At 52.1% G+C, this 11,379-nt stretch carries 14 protein-coding genes and 1 rRNA gene; 9 read left to right on the top strand and 6 right to left on the bottom strand.

The annotated features are described in order from the left end of the window. Positions 1-138 precede the first annotated feature (138 nt). Positions 139-253 (top strand): 5S ribosomal RNA (gene rrf / locus IDAT_RS02775). A 152-nt stretch (positions 254-405) separates the two neighbouring features. Here rrf and IDAT_RS02780 read toward each other — a convergent pair. Further along, positions 406-984, bottom strand: coding sequence for a DUF4097 family beta strand repeat-containing protein (locus tag IDAT_RS02780; protein WP_051986528.1), 579 nt, complete (start codon positions 982-984; stop codon positions 406-408). Between the two features lie 226 nt (positions 985-1,210). On the opposite strand from IDAT_RS02780, the gene IDAT_RS02785 reads away from it, so the two are divergent. Together IDAT_RS02785 and IDAT_RS02790 are read left to right on the top strand one after the other, a co-directional pair. Next, complete coding sequence (locus IDAT_RS02785) at positions 1,211-1,753, top strand: cytochrome b (RefSeq protein WP_034730320.1); 543 nt, start codon at positions 1,211-1,213, stop codon at positions 1,751-1,753. Positions 1,754-1,763: 10 nt separating this feature from the next. Further along, positions 1,764-2,342: a YceI family protein gene (locus IDAT_RS02790; protein WP_034730322.1), complete on the top strand. Its 579-nt coding sequence runs from the start codon at positions 1,764-1,766 to the stop codon at positions 2,340-2,342. Positions 2,343-2,380: 38 nt separating this feature from the next. On the opposite strand, the gene IDAT_RS02795 is transcribed toward IDAT_RS02790, so the two are convergent. Genes IDAT_RS02795 through cyaY form a run of 5 tightly spaced genes read right to left on the bottom strand, consistent with a single transcriptional unit; the run spans position 2,381 to position 6,729 of the window. After that, a complete protein-coding gene (locus IDAT_RS02795; RefSeq protein WP_034730324.1) occupies positions 2,381-3,535 on the bottom strand; it encodes a heme biosynthesis HemY N-terminal domain-containing protein in 1,155 nt (384 codons plus the stop codon). After that, positions 3,532-4,671, bottom strand: a complete 1,140-nt coding sequence (locus IDAT_RS02800; RefSeq protein ID WP_034730325.1) for a uroporphyrinogen-III C-methyltransferase — start codon at positions 4,669-4,671, stop codon at positions 3,532-3,534. The genes IDAT_RS02795 and IDAT_RS02800 overlap by 4 nt, the downstream gene beginning before the upstream one ends. Before the next feature lie 3 nt (positions 4,672-4,674). Further along, positions 4,675-5,454 carry a uroporphyrinogen-III synthase gene (locus tag IDAT_RS02805; RefSeq protein WP_051986529.1) on the bottom strand — a complete coding sequence of 260 codons (780 nt, stop codon included), beginning with the start codon at positions 5,452-5,454 and terminating at the stop codon, positions 4,675-4,677. Continuing rightward, positions 5,451-6,392: a hydroxymethylbilane synthase gene (gene hemC / locus IDAT_RS02810; RefSeq protein WP_034730326.1), complete on the bottom strand. Its 942-nt coding sequence runs from the start codon at positions 6,390-6,392 to the stop codon at positions 5,451-5,453. Before hemC ends, IDAT_RS02805 begins: the two co-directional genes overlap by 4 nt. A gap of 13 nt (positions 6,393-6,405) precedes the next feature. Continuing rightward, complete coding sequence (gene cyaY, locus IDAT_RS02815; protein ID WP_034730327.1) at positions 6,406-6,729, bottom strand: iron donor protein CyaY; 324 nt, start codon at positions 6,727-6,729, stop codon at positions 6,406-6,408. An 86-nt stretch (positions 6,730-6,815) separates the two neighbouring features. Here cyaY and lptM point away from each other — a divergent pair, with 86 nt between their 5' ends. Genes lptM through IDAT_RS02840 form a run of 6 tightly spaced genes read left to right on the top strand, consistent with a single transcriptional unit; the run spans position 6,816 to position 11,378 of the window. Then, positions 6,816-6,980 carry an LPS translocon maturation chaperone LptM gene (lptM, locus tag IDAT_RS13280; protein ID WP_162178384.1) on the top strand — a complete coding sequence of 55 codons (165 nt, stop codon included), beginning with the start codon at positions 6,816-6,818 and terminating at the stop codon, positions 6,978-6,980. After that, positions 6,977-8,230: a diaminopimelate decarboxylase gene (gene lysA / locus IDAT_RS02820; RefSeq protein WP_034730328.1), complete on the top strand. Its 1,254-nt coding sequence runs from the start codon at positions 6,977-6,979 to the stop codon at positions 8,228-8,230. Before lptM ends, lysA begins: the two co-directional genes overlap by 4 nt. An 11-nt stretch (positions 8,231-8,241) precedes the next feature. Beyond that, positions 8,242-9,048, top strand: a complete 807-nt coding sequence (gene dapF, locus IDAT_RS02825) for a diaminopimelate epimerase (RefSeq protein WP_034730759.1) — start codon at positions 8,242-8,244, stop codon at positions 9,046-9,048. Continuing rightward, entirely contained in the window at positions 9,045-9,746 is a 702-nt protein-coding gene (locus IDAT_RS02830; RefSeq protein WP_034730329.1) for a DUF484 family protein, read from the top strand. The genes dapF and IDAT_RS02830 overlap by 4 nt, the downstream gene beginning before the upstream one ends. Then, positions 9,733-10,632: a tyrosine recombinase XerC gene (xerC, locus tag IDAT_RS02835; protein WP_034730330.1), complete on the top strand. Its 900-nt coding sequence runs from the start codon at positions 9,733-9,735 to the stop codon at positions 10,630-10,632. Before IDAT_RS02830 ends, xerC begins: the two co-directional genes overlap by 14 nt. Positions 10,633-10,652: 20 nt before the next feature. Beyond that, a complete protein-coding gene (locus IDAT_RS02840) occupies positions 10,653-11,378 on the top strand; it encodes an HAD-IA family hydrolase (protein ID WP_034730331.1) in 726 nt (241 codons plus the stop codon). The last annotated feature ends 1 nt before the right edge of the window (position 11,379 follow it).

Below are 11,379 nucleotides of genomic sequence, written 5' to 3' on the forward strand. Positions count from 1 at the left end.
TTGATAGACACAAAGTTCGAATGACTTTACCAAATGGTGCGTGTAACGACACGTAGCCCGTACTTCTAGTACGGGGAAACAAGCAGAGTGGCACTAAAGCTCTTCTTACAATCAGCCTTCATATTGTACAAGTTTACGCCTGGCGGCCATAGCGAAGTGGAACCACCTGATCCATTCCGAACTCAGTAGTGAAACGCTTCAGCGCCGATGGTAGTGTGGGGTTTCCCCATGCGAGAGTAGGTCACTGCCAGGCACCTAATTAGATGAGACCCCGAGCTTCACCGCTCGGGGTTTTTTCGTTTTAAGAGCCGTTACTCGTTAATCGTTAATCGTTAATCGTTAGGGTGAGGTCGTGGCGCTTCTCTCTAACGAATAACGATTAACGAATCACGGCTCTTCAGCTCTTTAGCTCTTCACGCTGCCGGAGCCGCTTTCGATAATCGTGAGCTTCCCTACTTCGCGCACCTCTATATCACCCGAACCATCGTCGATCGTCACTTCACCGCGCACGTTTTCAACCAACATACTGCCAGAACCATCGTCGATCACCACATCACCATTTGAGCCGTTGACCGTGATATTGCCTGAGCCATCATCTACCTTTAACAGCAAGTCTTGTGGCATTCGTACAGTGACGTCCATGTATGGATTGTTCGATCCATAGCTGGAGTTATCAAAGGTTGCTACCAAAAAAGCAGTGTCGCCTTGTGCTTCAAGTGAGAAGCGGATATCCCCGGTGTCGTGATGATAGACTTCTGCGGTAACTTCGATGGCATCGATAGTGCTATCGCCTTCAATCACCAAGCTACCCGCACCAGCGAGTACATCTAAGGCCTCTAAATCTGCTACGGCAAGGCTCAATTGCCGAGTGTCATGGATCAGATCACGGTCGCCCCAGTCAATGTTGCCACTCTTGCCATCAACATAGATAACGCAGCCACTGAGTAAAAATGCAGCCGAAGCTGCGAGTAAAGTAAGTTTCATTTGTTTGTCCTATAAGTCCCCACATTCCGTACTTATACTAGATGAAAAGAACGTTATTCGTTAATGGTTATTGGTTAGGAGAAGGTTCAAATAAGCACCCCCTAACGAATAACGAGTAACGGATCACCCTTTAATTCTAATAAATCGAATGAACGATGCGAAATATAGCGCTTTTTATTTCATTTGCTTCAACTAAAATGACCATCAACAAGCGTAAGGAAACATTATGTTGCGAAATAACACAACCAGTTACGGTTGGGCTGCCATCGTCATCCATTGGCTGTCAGCGGTTACCGTCATCGGCTTATTTGCCCTCGGTTATTGGATGCTGACGTTGAGTTACTACGACCCGTGGTATCGCGAAGGACCTTGGTGGCATAAGTCGTTTGGCATCTGCTTACTCGCGCTGACGTTGCTGAGAGTGCTGTGGCGTTGGTTCAATCCTAAGCCCAAGGCACAGGGAGCAAAGTTTGAGCAAGTGGCAGCAGGTATTGGCCATGGACTGCTCTACACCCTGCTCTTAGTGACCATGATCAGTGGCTATTTGATCTCAACAGCCGATGGTCGCGGTATTGAAGTATTCGGTTGGTTCGAAGTGCCGGCGTTCATCACCAGCATTCCGAATCAAGAAGACATTGCCGGCGACGTGCATTGGTACGCCGCTTTAAGTTTAGTGATTTTGGCAGGTGGGCACGCGCTTGCTGCGTTAAAACATCACTTTTGGGACAAGCATGACACTCTTAAACGCATGCTTAAACCACAACGATAGGAGCTAGTATATGAAAAAGTTAATCTTAGCTGCAGCACTTGGTGCTGTAATGAGTTCAGCGGTAAGTACCGCACAAGCCGAAGACTATGTGATTGATATCGAAGGCCAACATGCTTTTGTTCAATTCAAAATTAGCCATTTAGGCTACAGCTATTTGCTTGGTGAATTCACCGACTTCGATGGCACCTTTAGCTATGACGAAGCGAATCCAAGCGCTGCTAAAGTAGACGTCACCATCGACACGACCAGCCTTGACAGTAATCATGCCGAGCGCGATAAGCACTTGCGCAGCGATGACTTCTTAGCGGTCGATGATTACCCAGAAGCACGCTTCGTTTCAACCAGCTATGCGCCTAATGGTGATGGCACGGGTACCTTGAGCGGTGACCTGACCTTACGTGGCGTTACCAAGCCGATTGAAATTGCAGTAAGCGAAGTGGGTGCAGGTCCAGATCCATGGGGTGGCTTCCGTCGCGGCTTTGAAGGTTCAGTGACCTTGACCTTGGCAGACTTTGGTATTGATTACGACTTAGGTCCGGCGTCAAAAACTGTCGACATGTACCTATCGATCGAAGGTATTCGCCAGTAAGCCGGCGGCTTTAACGACGAAAGAAGAGAGCGCTGCGTTTAATGACGCAGCGCTTTTTCGTAGGCGCTCAACGCTGCAGCCGAATTACCTTGGGCAGCGTAAACTTGGGCAAGATCTAACCAAAGACGCTGCGACGGCACAAGTTCAGCCGCACGTCGCAACGCACGCTCGGCTAATGACCATTCCTTGGTTCGCATCGCCAGTTGTCCCATCGCTTGCAGCAATAAGCCGTCTTCCGGCGTTTTCTTTAATTGTTGCTGTAAGTAGTCACGTAACTCCGGACCGGCTACCAATAATTGTTGCTGTAACAACTCAGCAAGCTGTAAATCACCGCGTTTTAAACCACGCGCTGCGACTTTGTCAGCGGCTTCCTCTTGTTGTAATTGCACCAAGGCTTGCAAATAAGCACGCCGGATCGCTGCATTACGGCGTGCATCGCGCGACAGTTCACGCCAGCCAGCTTGCAATGCACTATTACCATTGCGGCCCAGCGCGAGAAAGTGTTCGCGGTAGGCACGTTCGGTTAACGCGGTATGCTCGGTCGCAGAAAAGACCTGTAAGCGCTCGGCATCGGCCAGGCTGTCGATAATATCTTGCCAGCGGTGTAAGCTTTCATACGCGCGCAAGGCCAGCCTTAACAGTTGTGGGTGTTGCGGGTATTGCTTACGCAAGCGTTGGATTTCGACCTCATGCTGAGCAGCCAGTTTTGGATTTTCCCGCATGCTAAACAAAGTTTCCGCTAACACTATGTGGTCAGGCGTCGGTGCATGCTGTAGCCAATCACGCGCTTGTTCGAAGTCTTCGAGCTGCGCTGCAGAGTAACTGGCAAGCAACGCGACCGTACCGTCGTGGCGTAACTGCCAACTACGGTTAAATGCTGCCGAGGCGGCGCGATAATCACCGTTGACTAAAGCTGCGGCTGCTTGCTCAGCGGCAGCCTGGGCTTTACTGTCGCGGCGCCGACCGAACCATTTGATACCCCATGAAGTGCCGCGCACCAGGCGCATGATGGAGTGCCAAAGAAAACGCACAAGAATGAAAGCCACAGCCAACAATATCACCGAAGCGACTAAGCTGGTCTCAATCGTATAGTTGCCCACCGCAATGAGCACGTAGCCGGTATTACCGTCCCACAATGGACCGATAAATAAGCCCGCGATCAGCAGTAAGACAATGATCCATGCATATTTCATTGCGCTGCTCCTGCGCTCAGGTTCGCTGCTATGCGGTTAAGTACAGTTGGACTACGTAACTGGGTCGGCAACTCCAGCACTAACTGCTGTTGGGCTAATTTGCCAAGCGCATTCTGTAACGATTGTACCGGCAGTTCGCTATCGCTGGCGAGTTGCGCCAATAAGTCTTGCGCCTCCTGCAAACTCGTCTGATAGAGCTCGGCTGATTGGCTCAGTGCGGCTTGTTGCGCCAATTGTAATTGCAACAGTACACGCTGTTTTGCCAAAGCGACAAAAGCCGCAGACAGTTGCGGTTGAATCGGCTGTTCACGATGCTCGATGCGCACTAACTGGTTGAACAAGGTTTGTGCATTATCTTGCAGATGGGTGTACCAAGGTGCGTCGGCAGGTGTGGTTTCGCTGGTCACCGAAAAGCTTGGTGCGCGCAGCTGCCAATCTTGTTGTTGCAGCTGTTGTCGCAAACTGCTGAGCTGCATCGCAACTTGCAAGTGCGCGTCGGTGGTTAAGCCTTGCAGCGCGACTTTATCGTCATTAATGGCTTGGCGCGCGGTTTGAAAAGCCGGGTTATTTAATGCTGCTAGATGGCTGTCTGCAAGTTCCAACAGCTGCATAGCGGCCGTTGGCTGCTGGTCAATATAAAGCTTGTTGTTGGCGCGCTCAGCTAGATGCCGCGCTTCGATAATACGCCATTCCGTCGCTTGCGAAACGTCAAGGCTGGCAAACTCTGCTTGCACGCCCTGCACCGCCCGTTTTAAGTCCGACAATTCTTGTGCTTGTGCCGCTAATTGGCGTTGGCGCTCCCGCGTGGCATCGGCAAGCTGCTCACGCACGTCGTTGGGTAAGCGCTTTTGTTGCTGTGCAAGGTTTGCCAGTTCGCGCTCCAAGTCGCTTAACTGCTGCTGTTGTTGCTCACTTGTCGTCTGTAACTGGGCATTGGTGGCGAGTAAGTCTTGATAGACATAGCGGTAACCTAACCAACCACTTACGGCGAGCACTGCTAACAACACCACTATCACTAACCAAGGCAGGAGACTGGCTTTGCGGCGTTGCGGAGCCGCTGCTGTTGATGCGGTCGTATCGTCAGTAGCGTCAACCGTCGGTTCGGTAGTTTCCGCGAGTTGGCTGTCTTGTGCCATAAGTTATGCTTCCTTCATTGATTGCAAAGCCCGTTGCCATGCTTCTACCATAGCAAAACTGGCGGCGCTGTCAGCTACTACGACGTGTTTCGTAATAGCGGCAGGTAATAATTGTTGTAAGCGACTGCTGGCCACCACCCAAGTACACTGTGCCAGCCAGTCGAGTGCCGGGCGTGGAACCGCTGCCAAGAATGCACCAAGTTGTTCGGCACTACTCACCATAATAGTATCGACACTTTGCTGCCAAGCTTGAATCTGCGCAGCGCTCGGCGCGGTTGGCACACGCTCGTATACTTCCAAGTGTGTCACTTTGGCACCACGCGCGCGCAAAGTCTCGGCAAAGAGCTCGCGACCACCACGACCACGGATGACCAGCCAATTTTGCTCCGCCACGTTTTGTAACTCGGGCAAGGCAAGCAAGGTATCGCTGTTGTGTTGTCGCCATGGACAACTGACCGGTCGTTTTACCACCCGTGCAATCGCGCGCGCCGAAGTAGGGCCAACGGCATACCAGCGGCAACGCGGCATGGCTTGGTCTGGAGCCCAAGCGTGTGCTTGCTCAGCGAAATACTGCGCCGCGTTAACGCTGACCATCATGGCGCCATCCCATGGGCTTGCTAATACTTGCGTGAGGCTATGATTAGGGTCGTCATAACCGCGGATTTGCAACATGCTCGCAGGTTCGCATTGCAACCGCAGATTATGCTGTGTCGCACGTTGCTGGAGCAGTTGTTGCAGTTCCTCGGCCTGGGCCGCTGGACGCAGAATTAGCACATGGCTCATGAGTGTAGGTCGTTCTCCGCGTAGACGTCTGCTAAGATTTTACCGGCGCCACGGGTCAGTAGGTATTCTGCTAACTCAGTACCTAAAGCTTCGGCATGATCGCGGTGACCTTTGATATCGCCTTCGATAATCTCGCTACCGTCCGGTCGCCCCACCAAACCGCGTAAATGCAGCTGGTCGTCGTGCAATTCTGCGTAAGCACCAATCGGCACCTGGCAACCGCCTTGTAAACGGCGGTTCATGGCGCGTTCAGCCAGCACACAACTGGTGGTATCGGCGCAGCTCAACGGTGCCAGTAAAGCTTTAGTCGCAGCATCATCGCTACGGCATTCGATACCTAGCACGCCCTGTCCGTTGGCAGGCAAGCAGATTTCTACCGGAATGCGTTGGCGAATGCGTTCGCCCAAGTTCAGTCGAATCAGGCCTGAGGCAGCCAAAATGATCGCGTCGAACTGGCCGTCGTCGAGTTTGCCGAGCCGCGTTTGCACGTTACCGCGCAAATCCTTTACGACCAAATGCGGAAACTGCGCCAACACCTGACACTTGCGCCGCAGGCTGCAGGTACCGACCACCGCACCTTCCGGCAGCTCATCAAGACTGTTGTAGTGATTCGACACGAAGGCATCACGCGGATCTTCACGTTCACAAATTCCAAACAGCTCGAGTCCCTCTGGAAACTCGACCGGCAGATCTTTCATCGAATGTACGGCTAAATCAGCACGACCGTCGAGCATGGCGACTTCAAGCTCCTTAACAAACAGGCCCTTGCCGCCTATTTTTGCCAAAGGCGTATCCAAAATAATATCGCCCTTGGTGCTCATCGGTAGTAATTCGACGGTTAAACCCTCGTGCAACGCCTCAAGCCGTGCTTGAATATGCTCGGCCTGCCACATCGCCAATAAGCTTTTGCGGGTAGCTATGCGTAATGTTTGACTCATCCGATGCTCCGCCTTAACTCTGCGCGTCTAAGGTTAAATCTTGCTCGGCTTGCTTGCTACCTGATTCGGTGAGCAGTTGCCACAGCTCGGCACCGGTGCGATTATCGATCCATTGGCCATCACGGTACTCAAAGTGATGCCCGTTAAATTTGGTCGCTACCCAGATTTGTTGCAACGGTGGTTGCTTGTTAATGACCATTACCGTGCGGTTCGGAAAGGTGATCTCTAACATATCGCCATCGCACTCACTGTCGATGTCGATGCCGGTGTTTTCGAAAGCTGCTTCTATCGCCCAAATGGTCGCTTCGGCGATCTCATGATATTCATGGTCTTGCATGTCCACTCCTAGTAATGACATTTGTGCGCTGCAATGCGATGATAAGCACACGTTTCAATCGCGAATCACAAGGGTACAGTTTACCGATGTTTAAGCTGAAAGTAATGCGTCCGATCATTGTAGCAGCTAGCTTGTGCTTGGTCGCCTGTGGACAAAAGGGTCCACTGGAAATGCCAGCACCTGCTGAGAAGAATCAGCCATCGGCATCTGTAACCGTGACGCACGTACAGGATAGCAACGTAAAATCATGAGTTTTCAATATAAAGAGACCGAAATGTTCGCAGAAGACTGCGCGGTGACGGACCTTGCTAAAAAGCACGGGACGCCGCTGTTCATCTATTCTAAAGCTGCGATCACAGCAAACTGGGAGCAGTTTGCCAAACATTGGCCCGCACCGAACAAACTTTGTTATGCGGTCAAAGCCAATTCTAACTTAGCTGTATTGAACCTGTTAGCCCGTTTAGGTGCCGGTTTTGATATCGTTTCTGGGGGCGAGCTCGCACGCGTATTGGCTGCTGGCGGTAAAGCGGCAGACGTAGTGTTTTCGGGCGTGGGAAAAAGCCACGACGAGATCGCTTATGCGTTAGACCAAGGCATCGGCTGCTTTAATGTGGAGTCTGCGGCCGAACTTGAACGGATCCAAGAAATTGCGGCTAGCAAGGGCGTTACCGCGCCAGTTTCACTGCGCGTGAATCCAGATGTCGACGCACAAACCCATCCGTATATCGCAACCGGGTTGAAGGCGAACAAGTTTGGCATCGCCATGAGTGAGGCGCGCGACGTATTTCGTCGCGCAGCGCAACTGCCGAATCTCAACGTCTGCGGCGCCGATTGCCACATTGGTTCACAAATTCTGACGCCGCAACCGTTCTTAGATGCTGCTGAGCGCATGTTCACATTGGTCAGCGATTTACGCCAAGAAGGTATTCAGATCACCCACCTCGATATGGGCGGTGGTTTTGGTATTCCTTATCAGCACGAAGATAAGCTCGAAGTGGGTAACTACTTACAAACGCTGCAGCAAAAAGCAGCCGAGCTTGGTAATCTTAAGCTCATGCTCGAACCTGGACGTTCGATTGTGGGTAACGCGGGCATCATGGTCACTAAAGTTGAATACTACAAACCTGGTAGCGAGAAAAACTTCTTGTTAGTCGATGCGGGTATGAACGACCTCTTACGTCCTGCGCTTTACAACGCCTATCATGCGATTCAGCCGGTGGTGCGTCATGATGGCGTCGATGAGCAACTTGTCGATGTGGTCGGTCCGGTCTGCGAAACCGGTGACTTCTTCGGTCATGCTCGGCATTTAGCCGCGCAGGAAGGTGATCTGTTAGCAGTGATGAATGCCGGTGCTTACGGCTTTACCATGGCCTCGAATTACAACACGCGACCGCGCGCTGCCGAAGTTATGGTGCATGGCGATAGTGCAACCTTGATTCGTGAGCGCGAGCCCTTAGAAAGCTTGTGGCAGGGTGAACATATACTCGGAGAGAGCGTTTGAACTTTAGTAAAATGCACGGCTTAGGAAATGACTTTATGGTCATTGATAACGTCACGCAAAACATTTACGTGAATCCTGAGCAAATCCGGCAATGGGCCGATCGTCATCGCGGCATCGGCTTTGATCAGCTATTGTTAGTTGAGCCACCGTATGATCCCGACTTGGATTTTCATTATCGGATTTTCAATTCGGACGGCAGTGAAGTTGCCCAGTGCGGCAATGGCGCCCGCTGCTTTGCTTTGTTTGTACGGCACAAAGGGCTCAGCAATAAGCAGCACTTACGGGTCAGCACCAAAGCCGGTAACTTGGTCTTGCATCACGAACGTGACGGGCGTATTACCGTAGAAATGGGTGAGCCTAAGTTTGTACCAGCAGCAGTGCCGTTTAAAGCGCAAAAAGAAGAACTGACCTATGTTTTACGCGTGCAAGAGCAAACAGTGTTATGTGGCGTCATGGGACTTGGCAACCCGCATTGTGTGATTGAAGTTGAAGATATTCATCACGCGCCGGTCGCGACTTTAGGTAAGCAATTGGCTGCGCATGATCGCTTTCCTGAAGGCGTAAATGTCGGTTTTATGCAGTTGGTCGACCGCAACAACATTAAATTGCGAGTGTACGAGCGCGGCGCGGGCGAAACCCAGGCCTGTGGAAGTGGTGCGTGTGCTGCTGCGGTCATTGGCATGCGCCAAGGTAAACTCGATGAGCAGGTCACGGTTGAATTGCCCGGTGGTCCTTTGACCATTCGTTGGCAGCCGGGGCAACAAGTACGGATGACCGGGCCAGCCGCCCATGTATATGACGGACATATGAAATTATGAGCAACGAAGCAAAACAACAACAAGCTCAACAACTGATTGTCGATGACACGCTGATTGCTGCGTATTTAGAAGAAAATCCTGACTTCTTTGAACGCCATCCGGCGTTGTTGCAGCAATTGAGTTTGCGCCACCCAAGCAAGGGGGCAGTGTCGTTGGTGGAGCGCCAACAAACAGTCTTGCGTCAGCGCGTGCAGCAGTTGGAAGAAGAGATTACCGATTTAATGGTGACTGCACGGCGTAACGAAGAGCTGTTCCGCTATTTTAGTGAGCTCTACGTCAAGTTGTTACAGAGTCGCAGTCTTGAAGAAGTCATGGACTCACTGCAAGAGACCTTTTCGACGCAGCTGCAAATGCCAGCGCTCACATTGAAGTTTTTTGATAGTCCGTTGGAACTAGAAGCGCAATTTACGTTTGCGGCCGATACCCACAAACAATTGCTGAGTAAGCGTTTTCGCGAAGACAGTATTTATCTTGGGCGACTCACTAACGACGAGCTGAAATTGCTGTTCCCGGATGAAACCATCGCTTCGGTGGTCCTACTGCTGCTCGGCGAACAAGGTGAACTGGGTATGCTTGCGATTGGCAATCATGACGCCAGTCACTTCGAACCAGCTATGGACACACTACTGGTGAAGCAGTTGCAAGTGCTGCTCAGTCAAATCTTGCCGCCGCTGCTTAAACATCATGAAGCTGTTTGATGCACGGCAACGCTTTCTCAATCATTTAGCTGGCGAGCGAGGGCTCGCCGAGCACACGCTGGCGAACTACGGTCGTGTCCTCAAGCATGACGTTACTTTTCTTGCCGAACAAGGCTGTGACTCGATCGCGGCGCTCACTTTGCCATTGTTCGAGCGGGTCTTTATTAACTGGCGCCGGAAAAACTTAGGTGATGCTTCACTCGCTTTACGCTTGGCAGCTTGGCGCACGTTTTTTGATTATGCCATTCGTGAGGGCTGGCGCCATGACAATCCAGCGCGCCAAACTAAAGCACCAAAAGCCGCCAAGCGGTTACCGAAAAACCTCGATGTCGATAGCATCAGCCAACTGCTACAACTCCCTGAAGATGACGAACTTGCGTTACGCGATGCCGCTATGATGGAGCTGTTGTATGGCAGTGGTTTGCGGCTGGCGGAGTTAGTAGCCTTGGATATCGATGCTATCAATCCGCGGCACCAAGAACTGCGTGTGCTCGGTAAAGGCAATAAAACCCGCATCGTGCCCTACGGCCGCTGTGCCGCACAGGCGCTGCAGCAGTGGCTGCCAGTGCGCACCCGTTGGCTGCACGGGAACTTGACCGAGGTCGCACTCTTTATCAGTCAACGCCAACAACGGATTAGCCCGCGCACGGTGCAACAGCGCCTACAATATTGGGGCGAGCAACAAGGTCTCAAAGGTGGGCTGCATCCTCATAAACTGCGCCACTCGTTTGCCTCGCATATGTTAGAATCGAGCGGTGATTTACGTGCGGTACAAGAGTTGCTCGGGCACGCCAACTTGAGCACCACGCAAGTCTATACCCACTTGGACTTTCAACATCTGGCCAAGGTCTACGACGCCGCACACCCAAGAGCCCGTAAGAAATAGTTAACAGCAGGTTTTTTAACATGCAATTTTATCGCCGTCTGCAGCCAATCCGTGCGATTAGCTTTGATTTAGACGACACCTTGTACGACAACGTACCCGTCATGCGCGCAGCCGAAGCCGCGAACTATGCCAAACTCTGTGAACTGTTTCCGGTAGCTGCCACCTGGAGCCAGGCTGAGTGGGCCCAGCGGCGCTGGCAGTTAATGCAAACCGACGCTGATCTCGCCAGTGACATGACGCTATTGCGCTTGGCAACTATTCGCTTAGGCCTCCTGCAGCTTGGCATCGATAGCAAGCAAGCAGAAGCTGGAGCAGAGCAAGTGCTCGCAGCGTTTTTGGCGCGTCGGAATCAGGTCGATGTGCCGGCACAGTCGCATCAACTGTTAAGCGAACTCGGGCAACATTACCCGCTGATCGCCATCAGCAATGGCAATGTCGATACCACCAAGATTGGCCTACGTGATTATTTTAGCCATGTCATTCAACCCGGTGGCGGCCGTCGTGGTAAGCCTTACCCAGATATGTTCAAAGTGGCGCAGCAAGCCTATCCGCACTTGCATCCTGCACAATGGCTGCATGTTGGCGATAGTCCGGTCGCCGATGTACTCGGTGCGCAACGCATGGGCTGGCAAACGGCATGGTTCAAAAGCGGCTTGTATGATGCCAGTTCACTGATCGTGCTGCCGCACGTCGCCTACCACGACAACCGCCAGTTGGGGCACTTGCTACTAGAGCGGCAGCGCTAAT

The sequence above is a fragment of the Pseudidiomarina atlantica genome (assembly GCF_000753735.1).
In the GTDB taxonomy this organism is placed as follows: Bacteria; Pseudomonadota; Gammaproteobacteria; order Enterobacterales; family Alteromonadaceae; genus Pseudidiomarina; species Pseudidiomarina atlantica.